Here is an 18,930-nt window from a genome sequence, read left to right as displayed (position 1 = left end):
GACCGCTTCCCCGGCGCGCGCTGCGTGTCAGGCCTCAACGGATGAATCCGAAGTCTCTACGGTAGCCAGCTCTGCCGTCAGTTCCTCGGCCGTGGGCGGTGTGGCGCCCGGCCTGCGGACAGTGATGGCCGCGGCCTTCGACGCCCTGCGGCCGAGGCTTTCCAGGACGTCACGCCCCAGCCCTTCGGTACTTCGGGCCAGCAGACCGAAAATCAGGGCGGCCATGTAGGAATCTCCGGCGCCGATAGTGTCCGCCACCACGGATGTGATGGCCGGGACGTGCACTGTTTCGGCGGGGGTGGTCAGCAGTGATCCCTGCCCGCCGCGGGTCACCACGGCCATCCCGGCACCCAAGGCCAGGATCCGAGCGGCGGCGTCCTCGGGCTGAAGCCCAGGGTAGAGCCAGGCGGCATCCTCGTCGCTGAGCTTGACGACGTCGGTCAGCGGAACCAGGTCTTCAAAGATGGAGCGTGCCTCGGCCTGGCTTCCCAGAAGCGCCGGCCGGACGTTGGGATCGTACGTCACCAGGCACTCACGGTGTGCCTGCTCCAGGAGCCTCTTGACGGCGGAAGCGCCGGGCGCGAGGAACGTGGCGATGGATCCGGTGTGAAGCACCCTGGGCAGGTAAGGGGGAGCGACCGGCGCCAGCTCCCAGCTGATGTCGAAGCGGTATGAGGCGGAGCCGTCCGCAGCGAGTGTGGCGGTGGCGGAGGCCGTGCGGACCGCCGACGTTGAGCCAGAGAGGAGCTCGACGCCGGCACTGCGGAGGTGGGCTTCGATCGCTGCGCCCCGGGCGTCATTCCCGAGTGAGGTGAGCAAGGCAGTGGGCACCCCCAGGCGCCCCAGGCCGTAGGCAACGTTCATCGGTGAGCCGCCCGGGTGCTCGATGATGCCTTCGGATGCGGCGACGACGTCCACTAGCGCCTCGCCAACAACAACGACGTCCGGAGTGACTGTAGAAATGGCAGTGGGTGAAGGAAAGCTGGCGGGCACGGGGAGCCTTTCATGGAGCCGTCCGCGGGCCCTGTGCAGGCCCGCGGACGGAGTTGGTGAGCGAATCGGGTGGTGCCGGGTCAGGCGGTGGCAGCACCGGTCATGATCGCAACTGCATCGGTCATGTTGTGCGATTGCGGCGTGATCGTGGCCGCGCACTTGCCCAGGCGCTGGATGTGGATCCGGTCTGCCACGTCAAACACGTGGGGCATGTTGTGGCTGATCAAAATGACTGGCAGGCCGCGGTCCCGGAGGTCCCGGACCAGCTGCAGGACCTGGTTGGATTCCCGCACACCGAGCGCCGCCGTAGGCTCGTCCAGCACGACAACCTTTGAACCGAACGCCGCGGCGCGGGCCACGGCGACAGCCTGGCGCTGGCCGCCGGACAGGTTCTCCACCGGCACGGTGACGTCCTGGAGCGTGGAAATGCCGAGCCGGGCCAGTTCCTGCCGTGCCTTCGTGCGCATGCCTTTGGTGTCAAGCATCCGGAACACGCTCCCGAGGAGTCCGGCACGCCTTTCCTCGCGGCCCAGGAACAGATTGGAGGCAACGTCCAGTGCCGGGGAGACGGCCAGGTTCTGGTACACGGTTTCGATGCCGTGGACCCTGGCGTCTTGCGGGCGTTTGAAGTGGACCGGCTGGCCCGAGACAAAGAGCTCGCCGGAGTCCGGGACTTCGGCTCCGGTGAGGCACTTGATCAGGGTTGATTTTCCGGCGCCGTTGTCGCCGATGATCGCCAGGACTTCGCCCGGGTACAGGTCCAGACTGACGCCGTCCAGGCCCACGACGCGGCCGAAGGTCTTGACAAGGTTCCTGGCCTTCAGGATGGGCTCGCGGGTGGCGACGTGGGGGGCTGCAGATTCTGTCATGGTCATGACTTGACCTTTCGGATCCACTGGTCGATGGACACAGCGAGGATGATGAGGACGCCCACGGCGAGGGTCTGGTAGAGCACGTCGAGCCCGGCGAGGGAGAGTCCGTTGCGGAAGACGCCGACGATCAAGGCGCCCAATAGGGTGCCCCAGACGGACCCGCGTCCGCCGAAGAGGCTGGTTCCGCCGATGACGACGGCGGTGATGGAGTCCAGGTTCAGGTCTACTCCGGCGTTGGGGCTGGCGGCGTTGGTTCGGCCGATCTGGATCCAGGCGCCGATGGCCAGGACGGCGCCGGCGGCGAGGTAGACGCTCATGAGCACTTTGTTGACAGCGATGCCTGCCAGACGGGCGGCTTCCTTGTCATCGCCCACGGCGTAGACGTGCCGGCCCCAGGCCGTTTTTCCGAGGATGAACGCGATGGCGATGTAGAGCAGGAGCATCACGACGACGCCCGTGGAGATTCTGACCGGCCCCACCGGGAAGGTGCTGCCGGTCCAGGTCAGCAGGTCCGGCATCGCCGAGCCGCGCACAGTAGCGCCGTTGGAGTAGAGCAAGGTCAGGGCAATGAAGATGTTCAGCGTGCCGAGGGTGACGATGAACGGGGGGAGCCGGAATCTGGTGACTAGGAATCCGTTCAGGGCTCCGGCTGCGAGTCCGACGACCAGGCCCGCGAATAGGGCGATTAGCGCGGGAAGTCCGTTGTTGACGGCGAGTTGGGCCACGACCATGGAGGAGAGGATCATCACGGCACCGACGGACAGGTCGATGCCTGCGGTGAGGATGATGAGGGTCTGGGCGATGGCGAGGGTGCCGACGACGGAGACCTGTTGGGTAATCAGGGAGAGGTTTTCAACCCGCAGGAACCTGTCGTTGAGGAGGCCGAACACGACCACGGCGATGAGAAGTACGAGGGCGGGGCTGACAGCGGGGTAGCGGTGGAGGATATTGCGTATGCGGCTGAGCGGTGTCTGGCGGTCAAGGAATTCCTCGGCCAGGTCGGCTTGCCCGGCGCTGGGCGGGCCGGCGGTCTGTTGCTGGGTCACGATGGGTCCTGATCTTCGGTGATGGTTGCTAGAGCGGAGCTAGCTCGGTTGATGAAGTGCGGGGAGGCCGATAACGGGCTCAGGCCTCCCCGCGCCGCAGCGAAAGCTGGGGGTTGTTACTTTCCCCAGCAGATGTCGGAGGCCTGGGTGGTGGTGATGCTCTTGACGCCGTCGGCCGGCTTGTCAGTGACCAGCTCGACGCCGGTGTTGTAGAAGTCCAGCCCTGGGGAGTTGGCCGGCTTCTTGCCCGTCTTGGCAAGTTCAACGATTGCCTTGACGCCCAGTTCGGCCATCTTGACCGGGTACTGCTGGGCAGTGGCTCCGATGACACCGGACTTGATGTTGTTGACGCCGGTGCAACCGCCGTCAATCGAGACGACCAGGACGTCCTTTTCCTTACCGGCGGCCTTCAGTGCCTCGAAAGCACCCGCGGCTGCTGGTTCATTGATGGTGTAGACGACGTTGATGTTCGGGTTTTTGGCGAGCAGGGTTTCCATGGCCGTGCGGCCGCCGTCCTCGGCGCCCTGCGAGGCCTGGCTGCCCACGATCTCGTAGTCGCCTCCCTTGCCGCCGGTGTACTTGCCGGTCTTGGCTTCGTCGCCGTTTTTCTTCTTGTCCGCGGTGTCGATACCGAGCCCTGTCAGGAAGCCCTGGTCCCGGTTGTAGTCAACCGAGACCACCTTGTCGTCAAAGAGGTCGACGAGGGCGATGGTCGCTTTCTTTCCGTCCAGCTGGGCGGCGGTCCATTTGCCGATCAGCTCGCCGGCGGCAAAATTGTCCGTGGCGAATGTGATGTCGGCGGCGTCGGCGGGGTCGGGCACGGTGTCCAGGGCGATGACGAAGAGCCCGGCGTCCTTGGCCTTCTTCAGGGCGTCCACTACGGACGGACCGTTGGGGGTGATCAGGATGCCCTTGTCGCCCTTGGAGATGGCGTTTTCGATGGCCTGGATCTGGGTGTCCTCGTCGCCGTCAGCTTTGCCGGCTGCGAGCTTCAGGTCCACGCCACCGGCCTCGGCCGCCTTCTTCGCGCCGTCCTGCATGGAGACGAAGTACGGGTTGGTCGTGGTCTTGACGATCAGGGACACGCCGACCTTTTCAGCGGACGCGCTTCCAGTTGATGAGGCGGACGGGGAACTTCCACCACAGGCTGAAAGGCTGAGCGTTCCCAGGGTCAGCACTGCTCCTGCAGCGAACAGGCGGGTGGCCGTTGAACGGGGTGCTTTGGAACTCAACATTGAATCTCCTGGTGTTTGAGGCCTCACTGGCCTCGACAACGATGTCATGTACGATGTAACCAGCATCACACCGGAGAGTCAATAGATGCACTTAGAAGGAGCGATTTTCTTGACAACGATGTCCGATCGTAGCCAGCCGGCCCTTTCCGTCAGTCGTCCCACAATGCGCCACGTGGCAGCACTCGCCGGCGTCGGTATAAAGACCGTCTCCCGGGTAATCAACGATGAACCCGGCGTGTCAGAAACCACCCGGCAAAAGGTGCTCAGCGCGTCCCAACAACTGAATTACCAGCTTGACATGGCGGCCGGCAGCCTCCGCCGCGCGGGCAGAAGAACGCTCTCTATCGGGCTCCTTCTTCCAAGTGTCTCCAACCCATTCAGCGGCGAGATCAACCGGGCAATAGAAGATGCGCTGGGGGCCAGAGGCATAGCGGTCTTTGCCGCGAGCCTCGATGATGACCCGCAGCGGGAGCAGGCCATCGTTACAGCATTTCTTGGCCGGCGCGTCGACGGGCTCATCCTCACGCCAATCGCCAGGAGCCAGGCGTATGTAATCCCGGAGCATTCCCGTGACCTGCCCTTGGTCTTTATCGACCGGGAACCGGTAGGAATGGAAGCAGACGCCGTCGTGACCGACAACGCCGCAGGCGCTGCGAGGGCGGCCGCTCACCTGATGAGCGGCGGCCACTCCAGGCTCGCCTACCTGGGGGACCGCACAGACATCCAGACCGCCCGGGAACGCCGGCGGGGATTCATGGAGGAGGTTGGCCGGCAGGGAGTTCCCACCTCAACGGTTCCCGTCCGCGAGAACCTTCACGACGAGGAATCAGCGCGACTGGCCGCCCTGGAGCTTCTCACTGCTGCGGAACCACCGACTGCCATCTTCTCCAGTCAGAACCTCATCACCTTCGGTGTGATGCGTGCTCTGCGAGAGCTTGGGCTGAGCAAGCGCGTGGCGTTGATAGGGTTCGATGACTTCACGCTCGCCGACATGATGGATCCCGGCGTGACGGTCATCGCCCAGCATCCCGAACGAATCGGAAAGCTGGCAGCGGAGCGGCTGCTGGCCCGGATCGACGGCGACCAGCAGCCTCCCCATACCTATGTTGTCCCGTCTGAGCTGATACAAAGGGGCTCCGGAGAGATCCGCCCCCGGCCTGACCGTGAAGAAACTTCCTGAATGCTCCGCCGAACCCATCGACCTGAAAGGGACCATGATGACCAAAACCCTGTATGCCGAGTTCACCGTCAAACCCGGCAGTGAAGCCCGTGTCGCAGAAATGATGCTTGAACTGACTCGGCACGTCCGGCGGGAGCCAGGCAATGAGTTATTCCTTCCCTATACCCGGGAAGAGAATCCGCGGGAGTACTTTGTCTTCGAGGTCTACCGGGATGAAGCCGCTTTCCAGGAACACATCGGCGCGGATTACGGCGCCAGGTTCAATGAGGAGCTGGCCCGCCACATCGAAGGCGACGGCTCGGAGCTGACCTGGCTCCTGCCGGTGGAATAGCCGGCAGCCCAGCTCCCGCCATCAAATTCACCAGGGGAGCCTGAGCTCCCCTGGTAGGGCCTAACGGAACAGCACACCGGAATATACCCCTCCAGCATTCCATTGGTGGGGAATTTTTTGGTGCCTTGTCCCCGGCCCCGCCCGCCTCTGCCACTGGACCAGTAGTCGCCTGATCCAGTCGCCAAATCCGTTGACTTGTCCGTTGGACATAACTTAGTGTCCTTCGCACTGACAACGTTGTCTATCGAAGACACGCGCGATGAAGGGCGAAACAAGCAGATGAAGAGAACGACCACCCACGGGACGCATGCCGTTTCTGCGCTGACACTCGCGGGGCTGACGCTGGCCGCGGCACTGGCAGGTTCCCTGCCGGCGTCGGCTGCCACAGGCCTCGGGGACGAACCCTACCGGCCGGCATTCCACTACACGCCCGAAAAAAACTGGATGAACGACCCCAACGGGATGGTCTTCCACAAGGGCGTCTACCACCTGTACTACCAGCACAACCCCTCCGGCAACACCTGGGGAAACATGTCCTGGGGCCACGCCACCTCCAAGGATCTTGTCCACTGGCAGGAGCAACCCCTAGCCATCTCCACCGATGCCCAGCAGGACATTTTTTCCGGCAGCGTCGTGGTGGACAAGGACAACACCTCCGGTTTCGGGACAGCAACAAACCCGCCCCTGATCGCGGTATACACCAGCGCGTATAAGGAAGCTTCTCCGCATCGTGGCCTGCAGGCGCAGTCACTGGCCTACAGCCTGGACGACGGCCAGACCTGGACCAAGTACTCCGGCAACCCGGTCCTGAACCGGAACTCCGCCAACTTCCGTGACCCCAAAGTGTTCTGGTACGACAACCCGGCCGGCGGCGGTTACTGGGTCATGACCGCCGTGGAAGCCCAGGAGCACAAGGTGGTCCTGTACAAGTCAGCCAACCTCAAGGACTGGACCGCGTTGAGTGAATTCGGGCCTGCCAATGCCACCGGCGGGCAGTGGGAGTGCCCTGACCTGTTCCCCCTGGCCGTGGACGGCGACAAGAACAACATCAAATGGGTCATGGTGGTCAACATCAACCCCGGCGGTGTGGCCGGCGGCTCCGCCGGCCAGTATTTCGTGGGTAACTTCGACGGCACCACCTTCACCTCCGAAACCACCAAGCCCGTAGCTACGCTTCCTCCCGGCACTGTCCTGGCCGGGTTCAACGACGGAACCTACGACGGCTGGACTGTGAACAACGAGCCCGGCAATCGGATGAACGGTCCCTTCACTGACGCTCCCGCGGCCGGAACAATCGGCGGGCAGCAGGCAGTCACCGGCTTCGCTGGAGCCGGGCTCGTCAACTCCTTCAACGACGGCGACTGGCCGCTTGGGTCCATGCAGTCACCAACCTTCACGGTGACCGACGACTATTTGAACTTCCTCGTGGGCGGCGGCAAGCACCCGCGAGCCTCCGACAAACTGGACAACACCCCGCCCCAGGGAGAGCTCAAATTCGACGGCTTCGAGGTTCCCCCAGGGACAACACTGGCCGACGCCGGCTGGTCCGGAACCGGCGACGTCGCACCCAGTTCCCAGCCCTCCACCAGCGGCGGGGACTTTTACATCGGAACCAAACGGATCAACACTTTCGAGACCGGCACCACGCCGGGCGATGACCGACAGGGCACCCTGACATCACCGGAATTCTCCATTACCAAGAATTTCATGAGCATGCTGGTCGGCGGCGGCAACCGCTCCGCGAACTCCGGACAGACCCTGGCGGCCCAGTTGCTCATCAACGGCAACGTGGTCCGCTCCCTAGCGGGAGACAATTCCGGAGTGCTGAATTGGAAAGGCTGGGACGTCTCCGAATTCGCGGGGCAGAATGCACAGTTGCGTGTCGTTGACCAGGCCACGGGCGGGTGGGGACACCTGACCTTGGACCACGTCATGCTGACCGACACCGCCGCTGTTCCCAGATCCGATGAAGAATCCGTGAACCTGGTAATCAACGGACAGGTGGTCCGCACGGCCACGGGAAACGACAGTGAATCGCTCGACCGGGCATCATGGAATGTTAAGGAATTCGTTGGTCAACAGGCACAAATCAAAGTTGTCGACAACAACCGATTCGGCTGGGGCCACATCCTCGCGGACGAATTCATGCTCTCGTCCAAACCGGCAGTCTCATCCCTGGAGACATATGACTGGCTGGACTACGGCCGTGATTACTACGCCGCCGTGTCCTTCGCCAACATGCCCGAAGACAAGCGGGTAATGCTCGGCTGGATGAACAACTGGGACTACGCCAACGACATCCCTACCAGCCCCTGGCGCAGCGCCATGGCACTTCCCCGCGAGGTCAAGCTAACCCAGACCCCTGACGGCCCCCGACTTACCCAAAGTGCCGTCAAGCAGGTCGACAAGCTGGCCCAAAAGCCTAGCTACTCTGCCAAGGGCGGCATCCCGATCCCGCAGGGAACAACGCCGCTGCCCGCCGCCGCCTCAGGCCAGGTCCAGCGAGTCGATATCACCCTCGCTCCGGGCACGGCCACGAAATCCGGCATCACCGTGCTGGGCGATGGAACGTCATCCACCGTTATCGGCTACGACGCTGCGACCGGAAAGCTCTTCGTTGACCGCACCAACTCCGGAAACACCGCTTTCCACCCGGCATTCGCTTCCATCGAGGACGCCCCCGTCACCCTGGACAAGAACGGCAACATCACCATGCGGATCTACCTCGACCGCTCATCAGTCGAGGTGTTCGCCCAGGACGGCCTGCGGACCATCACCGACCAGGTGTTCCCCAACGCCGGAGCCGACAAGATGGCCCTCTTCGCCGAAGGCGGGACCGCTCAGCTCAAATCACTCACCGTGACACCGCTGGAGAAGGCAATCTTCCTCCCCGAAAAGAAGTAGCCGTAGCCCACTGCACGCCTGCTCCCCATGAGGTTGGAGCCCGAGGGGCTGCGTCCGGTATTGCACCGGTCGCAGTCCCTTCGGCTTTTCCTTGCCAACGGCAGCGCATTGCAGACGCCGACGTCGACGCTTGTAAATCCTCATTGTCGCGGCTGCCCAACTGGGCCACGATATTCGTATGAACGCTGAAACACCGAAGGCGGCGCAGCTGAACCTGCCCCAGGCCTTCCTCCTGTTGGCTACGAACGACATGAACGGCAAACCTGAGGTGCCGGTGTACGCGCTCAGGACCACTCTGGCAGGGGCAATACTGGCCGAGCTGGACCTGATCGGTGCAATCGGGCTGCAGGGGAAGCGCGTCAGGGCAACAGACACCGCCCCGGAAACGGGCTTGCAGCACGAGCTGGAGCTCATCCGCGGCAAGTCTCGGCCGCATACCCCCAAGCGGTGGGTCTCCATGTTCGAGAGCCGCGCCGAAGTGCAGCGGGTGTACGAGGGGATGGCGTCCCTTGGCATCGTGGAGCATATCGGCGAAAAGCACCTGGGTCGGTTCCGGCCCGTGCGGTACCCGGAGAAGGACCACGCTCCGGAGGCGGCGATCCTGCAAAGCATCCAGACCGCGCTCAGCGGTCCGCCGTGGGAACAGGCGAAGCCTGCTGCCACGGCGCCCGTTGCCCAGCCCGATGCGGAAGCGTCTGATGCAAGGGCACCTGTTCCCGCGATGCCTGATGCCACGGTGCCTGTTGCCGGAGCGCCTGCTCCCGCGAAGCCTGATTCGAAGGCGCCCGACGCCAGAACCACCGCGTTGATCGCCCTGCTTCAGGCGGCCGGGCTGTTCGGCAAGCTCTTTCCGGCAGCAGATAGAGTCCGGGCAAGTGAACTGGCGAAGGGCTACTGGCCTTCCCGTGCAGTGGAGGACGAACTGCGCATGATCAGGCTGGCGGAGGAAGAAGCCGCAACCTTATGAGGCTGCCTCAAATCGCCGGGCGCGGGAGTCGTCGGTCTGCGCGGACTCCATGAGCCCGCCGCCAACGGTATAGCGCCGACGCCTCCTGTTAGGCTCAGCCAATAACAGGGCGAGGGGCCGCGCTATCAAGCCGCGCCAGCTGCTGTTCATCACAGCCGTAGTTGCGGGGGCAGAGATTCTCACCGGTGTGCGCCTGAGTCGGGCCTGAGAACTTCGTCAGGCGCCGCCGACCTCAACACGGCGTTTCCCGACCGCCTGCACGCGCTGCTGCAGGCCTCGGGCTATCAGAAGGAGACCCGTGATCAACCGAGCCGATGTACTCGCGGCAGAAAAACGCATAAAGGGCTACGTACGGCGCACGCCCCTGCTCCGCGCCGGTACCGATGCCGCTCCGCTATGGCTCAAGTGCGAGTTTATGCAGCACACGGGCGTCTTCAAAGCCCGCGGCGCCTTCAACCGTCTCCTCGCCGCCCGGGAGCGGGGCGAACTAAACCCCGCCATCGGCGTCGTGGCGGCCTCCGGCGGCAATGCCGGCCTGGCCAACGCCTACGCGGCAGCGGCCCTCGGAGTGCCAGCGACCGTGTTCGTGCCCGAGGCTGCTCCGCGCGTGAAGGTTGAGCGTCTCCTCGGGTACGGGGCAACCGTCCACCAAGTAGGCGCGGAGTACGCAGAGGCCTATGCCGCGGCAATACGGTACGTGGAGGAAAGCGGTGCCCTCTTCTGCCACGCTTACGACCAACTCGAAATCGCCGCGGGTGCAGGGACCGTCGCCGAGGAGATACTCGAGGACGAGCCCGGTGTCGACACGATCATCGTCGCCGTCGGCGGCGGCGGACTCTACGCTGGCGTCGCCGCGGCGGCGGAGGGCCGGGCCCGCGTCGTCGCGGCGGCGGAGGACCGGGCCCGCGTCGTCGCGGTCGAACCCTTCAACATCCCCACCCTGAACGCAGCCCTGGCCGCCGGACACCCTGTCGATGTGCCCGTTTCCGGAATCGCAGCCGATTCCCTGGGCGCCCGACGCGTCGGCGAAATCGCGTTCAACATGGCGTCGCGGGTTCCGCCCACTTCCGTGCTGGTAGATGACTCCGCAATCGCCTCCGCCCGGTCACAGCTGTGGAGCGAATATCGCATCCCCGCCGAATACGGTGCGGCCGCTGCCCTATCCGCGCTCACCTCCGGCGCGTACGTGCCCCGCGAAGGGGAACGCATAGCAGTGATCGTTTGCGGGGCCAACACCGATGCGAGCACCCTCGAGTACCTTCCCGAAAGCGATAAGCAAAAAGCCTCGCGGTGAACAGACCGGTGGGCGGCAGAGGAACGGGTCTGAGCCGTAGCCCCACCCGCCGCGGGATCTCACAGCCTCCCGACAGTTTCCGAAAGGCCATTCCTAATATTTCCCGGGCATCGTGGTGAGTGAAGCCGGGGAAAGGTAGCCGGCACTACACGGGGCCGTTTGCTACGGCCGGATTAGGGAGACCATACATTGTCACGCAAGAAGAAAATCACGCTCGGCGTCTCGGCTGCGGCACTGGCACTCGGACTTGGCCTGGGAGTCACGGGGATGGCTTCGGCGACCACCACGCCAACCCCCACGCCCAGCGCCAGTTCCTCTGCTGCCAGCGACACATCTGTTGACGCCACCGGCAAGCACGGGCGCGGCGGGGATCGTGGCCAGCTCGCTGCCGATTTGGCAGCGAAGCTCGGCGTTGACGAAGCAAAGGTGACCGCACCACTCCAGACCTTCCGGGATGCCAACAAGCCCACCACGGAAGCCGCTGATGGCGAGTCGGACCGCGCCGCCAGGGACGCTGCTCTGGCCACCTCCCTGGCTGCCGCCCTGGGTGTGGAGGAATCCAAGGTCACTGCCGCTCTCACAGAGATCCGCGCCGAAGGACAGGCGGAGCGCGCGGCCACCCTGAAGACCAAGCTGGACCCGGCTGTGGCAGATGCAACTCTGACTCAGGCCGAGGCCGACGGCGTCACGAAGGCCGTCGAACAGGGGGTGATCGGCGGCGGCCGTTAGCCCCGCTGCGACGTCATCGTCAAATGTGGTCCGAAGAATTCCCCGGGAAAGCCCCGGGGGATTTTTTGTCGGCGTGTTGGAAGCGAACGATCAGTTGGCACCAGATCCAATTTGAGGCGCTTGGTTACACTTTGTGGGCTGCCGGACATTAACAGGGCATGAGCTTACAAACCGTCGGGACGGAACGAGGGGACTTGGACAGGGAGAAACGCTTCTTGGCCACCCATGCCGCCGGCCACGACCGCATCTACCGCTATTTCCGCCGTCGAACGGAAAACGCCGCTACCGCTGAAGATCTGTGTGCCGAAGTCTTCAGGATCACGTGGGAGAAGACAGCGCACAACGAGAGCCTTTCGGTCATGGTTCTCTTCGGGATAGCGAAGAACGTGCTCCGGAACCATGACCGGTCAGCTGTCCGGTCCGCCAGTCTCCTGGGTGCTCTTCGCCTCGAGCGTAACCACGATAGCTCCGACGATGAATCCCCGATCCGAGATGCATTGAGTCAACTCGGCCCCGAGGACCGCGAAGTACTGCTCCTGACCTACTGGGACGGCTTTAGCTCCAATGAGGTTTCGGACCTGCTCAACACGAGCGCCACGGCAGTCAGGATGCGGCTGCACCGGGCACGCAAAGCACTTAGCCGTCTCCTACGTACAGATGCACAGCCAGAGGGAGCAGAACGATGACCAAAAGTAACGTGCCAGGTAGCATCGAATACCAGCTTGCATCTGCCGATCCCGGGCACTCCGTCAGTGAATCTGAATTGGCCAGGAGCCGGGCCAGATCGCTTTCATTCCTTAATTCAGACGCTGAGTCCGGGATCGGTTCCGTTTCCCATCTCAGCGCAATCACCCGGCCGGGCACCTCATTCAGGACCAGCCCCATCCGCATACGGCGCAGGATCGTGATGGCCTCGGCGGCTGCAGCGTTCCTCGTGGGCGTCATCGTGGCGGCCGATGTCATCCTGCCCGACCGTCCGGGAGCAACTGCCGAAGCCGCAGAGGTCCTGAACAAAGCAGCCGGGGCAGCCATCCGGACCTCCGACCCGGTGGTGGGGCCCGACCAGTATCTGAAGATCGACACGGCGTCCGTCTACGGCTCAAGCGCAGTAGGCGCCGATGGAAGCCAGTTGTCCTGGCTGGAGAAAACCGGTGGCCAGGTCTACGTGCCCGCGGACAGGGAAGGGGAGTGGGTCTGGAACCGCGAAGACCGCGTCCCCCTTGAGTCCTCCAGTGAAGCCGCCAAGGCCGCCGCCGCCCAGATACGGAAACTGCAGGCAGCATCACGACCGCCGGAAGGCCAGCCCCCGCTGGTGGGCATTCTGCGCGCCCCAAGGGGCGCTTTCTACGGGAACGAGCAAACAGTCATTAGGGGCACGCCCCTCAAGGAAGCCAGCAGTCTGCCAGGAGATCCGCGGGCTCTGCTGGACATCATCTACGAGCGGACGAAGGATTCCGGGAAGTCCCCCGAAATTGAAGCATTCGTGACGATCGCGGATGGCCTGCGGAGCGGTGTCATCACGGCCGATATGCGTGCTGCCCTGTACAAGGCCGCCGCTCTCATCACCGGCGTCACAGTTGTGGACAAGCAGGCAACAGTCGACGAACGGACGGGCATCGCCATCGGCATCCCGTCGCCGGATGGAGGATCCCGGCAGGAGATCATCATTGATCCCACGTCGGGGCTGGTGATTGGGGAACGGGCGGTCCTGCAGCGGGATTACCCGGATGCCCCTGCCGGAACTGTGGTGTCGTGGACGTCCGTGCGGACGTCGGTGGTGGACTCCGCGCCCTAAGCCGGCCGCGCGGAATTCGGGAAACCGGTGTCTCGGGTGGACTCATTGGTTATGGAGTATTGCCAAATGTTGTAGGTTTTGCTTATGGAGCCAAATTATACAAATCCCCGCCTGGCCGATGTGGCGAGGCTCGCGGGTGTCTCGCGGGCCACAGCTGCCCGCGCCCTGGGGGGATATGGCTCCGTCCGCCAGGACCTTGCGGCGATGGTGGAGGCGGCAGCGGAGACGTTGGGTTACCGTGGCAATGCGTTGGCCCGCAGTGTGAGTTCCGGGCGGTCCCACACCATTGGTGTGGTCATTAGCGACATTGAGAATCCACACTTCGCGCGTGCCGTCCGGGGGATTACGGATGCGGCCAAGAAGTCTGGCTTTGACGTGATCCTGGCTAACACCGACGAGAATCTGGAGGCCGAGCGAGATGCAGTGGAGGTCTTCCTGGCCAAGCGCGTTGACGGGCTGGTTGTAGCCTCGACGTCCCGAAGCGATTCTTCCCATCTGCTGGATGTTGTGAAGATGAAGAGGCCTTTGGTGCTTTTTGACCGGAGACCTGACAACATCCAGACGGACTGGGTGGGCACGGACTGCTACGCGGACGCAAAGAGCGTAGTGGAATACGTTGCCAGCCGTGGACATCGGAAGCTCGCCTTCATCTCGGCCACCACAAAGACGCCACTGGAGCTGGAACGTGGCTATCCGCTGCCAATTTCCACTATTGCAGACCGGGTTCGGGCCATCCGCGATGCCTCCGCCGAAACTGGGGTCGAGTACGAGTTCATAACCGGGGCCATGTCCCCGCAGCAGACGCGGGACGTGGTGTCGGAGCTGGTGAAGCGTCCAGACCGGCCCAGTGTCCTCATCATGTCCTACAGCAGGCTGGCCCTGCCTGCGTTCCAGGCCATCCGGGAGGCCGGACTGAGGATCCCTGAAGATGTATCGCTGGTTTGCCTTGACGACGCCGACTGGATGACTGTCAGCACGCCGGGTGTGTCGGTAGTCGCCATCCCCGCTTACGACTTGGGAGCGAGGGCGGCGGGTGTCCTGTTGGACCGCATCGCCGGCACCGGGCCCGAAGGCACGGACCACCTGCTGCCGACCGAGTTCATCGAACGATCCTCAGTGGCGGACCTCCGACCGGCCCAACCGCTGGCAGATTCGGCCTAATAGCCCACGGTCCCGCCGATTGGTGGCCTCCAACGCGCTGGCCCACATGGCGCCCGTCGACGCGTCATTTTCAGGTGAGGCGCGGGCAAGTCGTTGACGCACATCCCACTCTGACGTAACGTCGTCGCCAGTCAGATACCGGTATCTCTTTCGCTTTATAAATGAACTGATACCAGTCTCCCGGAAACAAACAATTTACATCGTAATCATTGACTCACGTTTACTCAGGGAATACTTTGGTTACATGCAGGTGACTCCGGTCACTTCTTTCACACCTTGAGGAGCAAACCATGACAGCGCAAACCAAACTGTGGGGCGGCCGGTTTGCCGGCGCATCCAGCCCGGAGCTTTCCCGATTCTCCCGGTCGGACCCCCGGTACTTTGCGATGGCACCCTACGACCTTCACGGTTCCCGCGCCCACGTCCGGGAGCTGAACAGGTCCGGTCTGATCTCGGACGCGGAACTCACGGAGTTCATCAACGTCCTGGACGACCTCAGCCGCGACTTCGCGGCAGGGGGGATTGAACCCAAGGAGCAGGACGAGGATGTCCACACGTTCCTGGAGCGCGTTCTCATTGAACGCATGGGCCCGGACGGTGGCAAAATCCGCGCAGGACGGTCCCGGAACGACCAGGCCGCCAACGATCTCCGCCTCTACATGAGGGACAAGGTCCGCACTCTCAGTGCCTTGGTGGTGGAACTGGCCCAGGCCCTCGCGGGACAGGCGGAGCAACACCTGCACACGCCGGTGCCGGGTTTCACCCATCTGCAGTCCGCCCAGCCAGTGGTTTTCGGCCACCAGCTCCTGGCTCACGCCCAGCCCCTGTTGCGGGACCTCCACCGGTTCCAGGACTGGGATAAGAGGGCCGCCGTTTCACCGCTCGGCGCTGCGGCGCTTGCGGGCTCAACGTTTGCTCTGAACCCGGAGGTGGCAGCGCGGGACCAAGGCTACGAAACCAGCGCCGAAAATTCTATCGACGCCGTTGGCAGCCGCGACGCCGCCATTGAGTTTCTATTTGTCTGCTCCCTGACCCTGATCGACATTTCACGCCTGTGTGAAGAGATCATCTCCTGGGCGTCCCAGCAGTTCCGGTGGATCCGAATGGATGATGCATACTGCACCGGAAGCTCCATCATGCCGCAGAAGAAAAATCCGGACATCGCGGAGCTAGCCCGTGGCAAGGCAGGCCGCGTCCTGGGGGACCTCGTGGGTCTCATGGCAGCGGTAAAGTCCCTGCCGCTCGCCTACAACCGGGACCTGGCCGAAGACAAGAACGCTGTCATCGACGCCGTCGAAACGCTGGAGGTAGCACTACCCGCGCTCAGCGGGCTGGTGCGCACGTTCACAGTCAACGTCGCGGAAGTCACCCGGCAGTCCACCGCAGGTTTCACCCTGGCCACCGAAGTGGCTGACTGGCTTGCCCGGCAGGGCATTCCCTTCAGTGAGGCGCACGACATTTCCGGCGCGCTGGTGCAGTACTGCGAATCGCATGGTCTGGACTACGGAGACCTCACGGACGACCAGCTGGCCTCAGTGGATTCGCGCCTGACTCCCGCTGTCCGCGAAGTCCTGACTATCGAGGCGGCGCTGGAGGCCCACAGCGGGTTTGGCGGGACGGCGCCGGCGCGCGTCGAAGAGCAGTTGACGCGTCTCCGCGTCCGGCTGGACCAGGTGCTGAGCTGGTCCGGGCACTACCAGGGCCTGCGGGTGCAAGCCGCCGCGGCCTCCTAGGAGCCGGCCGTGACATTGAGCGGCTGGGTCCGGCCGCACCAATATCTCCCAGATCAGGAAACCCAATGAATACTCAAACTGAGTCAGGCAAAATGCAGGACGCGTCAACGCTGGACCTCAAGATCGTGCCGCGCCGGCACGTTGCGCGCTGGATCAGCGCCGGACTTGTGGTGGTCTTCCTGGTCTGGCTGGGAGTGTCCTTCTCCCGCGCCCAGCTCGATTGGCCTACCGTCACCGAGTACCTGACTGTACCCGTCCTCATCCAAGGCATCGGCGTCGCCATTGTCCTGACGGTCGTGGCCATGGTGATCGGGCTGGTCCTTGGTGTGGTTACAGCGGTCATGCGGCTATCCAAGAATCCGGTGACCTCCGGGGTGGCGTGGCTCTACATATGGGTGTTCCGCGGAACCCCGGTGTACCTGCAGCTGCTGATGTGGTTCAACCTGGCGCTGATCTTTCCGGTCGTAGGGATTCCCGGTGTCTTCCAAGGCCGCATGATCGACATCCTCTCGCCGTTCGTCGCGGCCTCCATCGGCCTTGGCCTGAACCAGGGCGCCTACACCTCTGAGGTGGTCCGCGGCGGAATCCTGTCCGTGGACGAAGGGCAGACGGAGGCGGCGCAGGCGGTGGGGATGACCCGGCTGCAGGCCATGCGGCGGATCGTGCTGCCGCAAGCGATGCGGGTGATCATCCCTCCGGTGGGGAACGAAGTAATTGGCATGCTGAAAACAACGTCCCTCGCTTCGGCCATCGGAGTCAGCGAGATCCTCTCCGAAGCCCAGCACATCTACTACGTCAACAACCGCATCATGGAGCTGCTCATCGTCTGTGCGATCTGGTATCTCGGGGCGGTGTCGATCCTTAGCATCGGCCAGTACTACCTGGAACGGTCCTTCGCCAAGGGCTCCTCGAGCCGGCAGCTCCCGCTGACGCCGATCCAGCGCATCTCGCGGATTTTCGGCACTTACAGAAAGGCAACCCCGTGAACGCTACAGCATTGGTCCGTGCCGAGAATGTCCACAAAAGCTTTGGGCTGAATGAGGTCCTGAAGGGGATCAACCTTGAGGTCAACAGGGGCGAGGTCGTTTGCCTGCTCGGCGCGTCCGGCTCCGGGAAAAGCACCTTCCTGCGCTGCATCAACCACCTGGAAACCCTGTCCAACGGACGAATCTGGGTCGGTGACAAAGTCGTAGGGTACCGGCAGGACGGCAACCGTCTGTTTGAGCTGTCCGACAAGGAAGCGGCCCGGCAGCGGCGTTCCATCGGCATGGTGTTCCAGCGGTTCAATCTGTTTCCCCACATGACCGTCCTTGAGAACATCATTGAAGGTCCCGTGCTCGTGAAAAAGGAGAAACCCGCCGAAGCCAAGCGGCTAGCCTCCGAAATGCTTGCCCGCGTGGGTCTGGAAGGACGCGAGGACTCCTATCCCCGCCAGCTCTCCGGCGGCCAGCAACAGCGCGTGGCCATTGCCAGGGCTCTCGCCATGCAGCCGGAACTCATCCTCTTCGACGAGCCCACCTCCGCCCTTGACCCCGAGCTCGTCGGCGAAGTCCTCGATGTCATGAAGGACTTGGCCCGGTCTGGCCTCACCATGATCGTTGTCACCCATGAAATCGGGTTCGCCAAGGAAGTCGCGGACCGTGTGGCGTTCATGCACGACGGCGAGATCGTCGAAATCGGCACGCCCCAGGACGTCCTTGGGAATCCCCGCCACGAGCGGACCCAGGCCTTCCTCTCCCGCGTCTTCTAGTTCTAGTCCCCAAGCCCGGCCATCCCTCCCCTCACCCCTCTCAACGAATCCTGGAGCATCCCATGAAGCACCTCAACACCACCGCGCGCATCGGCGCAATCGCCGCCGTCGTCACGCTTGGCCTCACCGGCTGCGTCGGCGGAACCGGCACCGCGACGCCCTCCTCAAGTACGGACACCGCGGGCCTGCCCCAGGCCATCAAGGACGCCGGATCCATCCGGATCGGGCTGTCTCCCGACTTTCCGCCCATGGAATACCGCGACGGCGACAAACTCGCCGGCCTGGACATTGAACTGCAGCAGAAGCTGGGCGAGGTGCTGGGGGTGAAAATCGAAGTGGTCGAATCGCCCTTCGACCAGCTGATCAACTCAGTGCAGACCGGCCGCGTAGACCTGGTCATGTCCGGCATCTCGGACACCCTGGAGCGGCAGAAGACGGTTGATTTTGTGGACTACTTCAAGTCCCAGGGCCGGCTTTACACATCCGGGGCCAGGGCCGGCGAGTTCACCAAGCAGTCTGATGCCTGCGGAAAGAGCCTGGCAGTGAGCGGCAAGACAGACTACTTCGAGCAGGTCAAGGCGCTCAGCAAGACGGTCTGCACCGATCAAGGCCTGCCCGAGATCAGCATCCTGGCCACCGACTCGGGAGCCGCCGCGCGCCTGCAGATCGACCAGGGCCGGGCAGACCTGGCGGCCCAGGGCGCGGAAAACCTCGCCTACTTCGCGAAAACGGAACCCGGAAAGTACCAGCCCGTCCTTGACGCCCTTCCGGCCAAGCCTTTTGGTGTCCTGATGAAGAAGGGCGACACCCAGCTCGCGAACGCCGTCAAGGACGCCTTCGACAAAATCATTGCCAGCGGTGACTACCAGAAAATCCTCGACGGCCACGGACTGGGCTACGGCAGCACCAAGCCGGAGATCAACGGCGTCAAGTCTTGACC

At 63.5% G+C, this 18,930-nt stretch carries 17 protein-coding genes; 13 read left to right on the top strand and 4 right to left on the bottom strand.

Annotated features, from left to right (window positions below; genetic code table 11):
• Window positions 1-27: 27 nt before the first annotated feature.
• The 4 genes from OM977_RS17400 to OM977_RS17385 all read right to left on the bottom strand — a co-directional run bounded on the left by OM977_RS17400 (window position 28) and on the right by OM977_RS17385 (window position 4,146).
• Entirely contained in the window at window positions 28-993 is a 966-nt protein-coding gene (locus OM977_RS17400) for a carbohydrate kinase family protein (protein ID WP_264355137.1), read from the bottom strand.
• Between the two features lie 80 nt (window positions 994-1,073).
• On the bottom strand, window positions 1,074-1,868 hold the full coding sequence (locus OM977_RS17395) for an ATP-binding cassette domain-containing protein (protein WP_264355136.1): 795 nt from the start codon (window positions 1,866-1,868) through the stop codon (window positions 1,074-1,076).
• Complete coding sequence (locus tag OM977_RS17390; RefSeq protein ID WP_264355135.1) at window positions 1,865-2,911, bottom strand: ABC transporter permease; 1,047 nt, start codon at window positions 2,909-2,911, stop codon at window positions 1,865-1,867. The genes OM977_RS17395 and OM977_RS17390 overlap by 4 nt, the downstream gene beginning before the upstream one ends.
• 116 nt (window positions 2,912-3,027) lie before the next feature.
• Window positions 3,028-4,146, bottom strand: coding sequence for a substrate-binding domain-containing protein (locus tag OM977_RS17385; protein ID WP_264355134.1), 1,119 nt, complete (start codon window positions 4,144-4,146; stop codon window positions 3,028-3,030).
• 163 nt (window positions 4,147-4,309) lie between these two features.
• Here OM977_RS17385 and OM977_RS17380 point away from each other — a divergent pair, with 163 nt between their 5' ends.
• The 13 genes from OM977_RS17380 to OM977_RS17320 all read left to right on the top strand — a co-directional run bounded on the left by OM977_RS17380 (window position 4,310) and on the right by OM977_RS17320 (window position 18,928).
• Window positions 4,310-5,326, top strand: a complete 1,017-nt coding sequence (locus tag OM977_RS17380) for a LacI family DNA-binding transcriptional regulator (protein ID WP_264355133.1) — start codon at window positions 4,310-4,312, stop codon at window positions 5,324-5,326.
• Window positions 5,327-5,363: 37 nt separating this feature from the next.
• Complete coding sequence (locus tag OM977_RS17375; protein WP_264357464.1) at window positions 5,364-5,657, top strand: putative quinol monooxygenase; 294 nt, start codon at window positions 5,364-5,366, stop codon at window positions 5,655-5,657.
• Between the two features lie 279 nt (window positions 5,658-5,936).
• On the top strand, window positions 5,937-8,561 hold the full coding sequence (locus OM977_RS17370) for a GH32 C-terminal domain-containing protein (protein WP_264355132.1): 2,625 nt from the start codon (window positions 5,937-5,939) through the stop codon (window positions 8,559-8,561).
• A gap of 178 nt (window positions 8,562-8,739) precedes the next feature.
• Window positions 8,740-9,528: a GOLPH3/VPS74 family protein gene (locus OM977_RS17365; protein WP_264355131.1), complete on the top strand. Its 789-nt coding sequence runs from the start codon at window positions 8,740-8,742 to the stop codon at window positions 9,526-9,528.
• Window positions 9,529-9,826: 298 nt separating this feature from the next.
• Entirely contained in the window at window positions 9,827-10,822 is a 996-nt protein-coding gene (locus tag OM977_RS17360) for a threonine/serine dehydratase (RefSeq protein WP_264355130.1), read from the top strand.
• Window positions 10,823-11,011: 189 nt separating this feature from the next.
• On the top strand, window positions 11,012-11,551 hold the full coding sequence (locus OM977_RS17355) for a hypothetical protein (RefSeq protein WP_264355129.1): 540 nt from the start codon (window positions 11,012-11,014) through the stop codon (window positions 11,549-11,551).
• A 158-nt stretch (window positions 11,552-11,709) separates the two neighbouring features.
• Window positions 11,710-12,237 carry an RNA polymerase sigma factor gene (locus OM977_RS17350; protein WP_264355128.1) on the top strand — a complete coding sequence of 176 codons (528 nt, stop codon included), beginning with the start codon at window positions 11,710-11,712 and terminating at the stop codon, window positions 12,235-12,237.
• 221 nt (window positions 12,238-12,458) lie between these two features.
• A complete protein-coding gene (locus tag OM977_RS17345; protein WP_264355127.1) occupies window positions 12,459-13,346 on the top strand; it encodes a CU044_5270 family protein in 888 nt (295 codons plus the stop codon).
• 84 nt (window positions 13,347-13,430) lie between these two features.
• Window positions 13,431-14,507, top strand: a complete 1,077-nt coding sequence (locus tag OM977_RS17340; RefSeq protein ID WP_264355126.1) for a LacI family DNA-binding transcriptional regulator — start codon at window positions 13,431-13,433, stop codon at window positions 14,505-14,507.
• Between the two features lie 290 nt (window positions 14,508-14,797).
• On the top strand, window positions 14,798-16,240 hold the full coding sequence (argH, locus tag OM977_RS17335; RefSeq protein ID WP_264355125.1) for an argininosuccinate lyase: 1,443 nt from the start codon (window positions 14,798-14,800) through the stop codon (window positions 16,238-16,240).
• Window positions 16,241-16,305: 65 nt separating this feature from the next.
• Window positions 16,306-17,226: an amino acid ABC transporter permease gene (locus OM977_RS17330; RefSeq protein WP_264355124.1), complete on the top strand. Its 921-nt coding sequence runs from the start codon at window positions 16,306-16,308 to the stop codon at window positions 17,224-17,226.
• Window positions 17,223-17,990 carry an amino acid ABC transporter ATP-binding protein gene (locus OM977_RS17325; protein WP_270103044.1) on the top strand — a complete coding sequence of 256 codons (768 nt, stop codon included), beginning with the start codon at window positions 17,223-17,225 and terminating at the stop codon, window positions 17,988-17,990. The genes OM977_RS17330 and OM977_RS17325 overlap by 4 nt, the downstream gene beginning before the upstream one ends.
• A 62-nt stretch (window positions 17,991-18,052) precedes the next feature.
• Window positions 18,053-18,928: an ABC transporter substrate-binding protein gene (locus OM977_RS17320; RefSeq protein ID WP_264355123.1), complete on the top strand. Its 876-nt coding sequence runs from the start codon at window positions 18,053-18,055 to the stop codon at window positions 18,926-18,928.
• Window positions 18,929-18,930 lie beyond the last annotated feature (2 nt).

Origin of the sequence: Pseudarthrobacter sp. MM222 (genome assembly GCF_947090775.1) — a bacterium.
Lineage (GTDB): Bacteria > Actinomycetota > Actinomycetes > Actinomycetales > Micrococcaceae > Arthrobacter.
The sequence above is the reverse complement of the archived record's forward strand: the minus strand, read 5'-3'. Positions and strand labels throughout refer to the sequence as shown.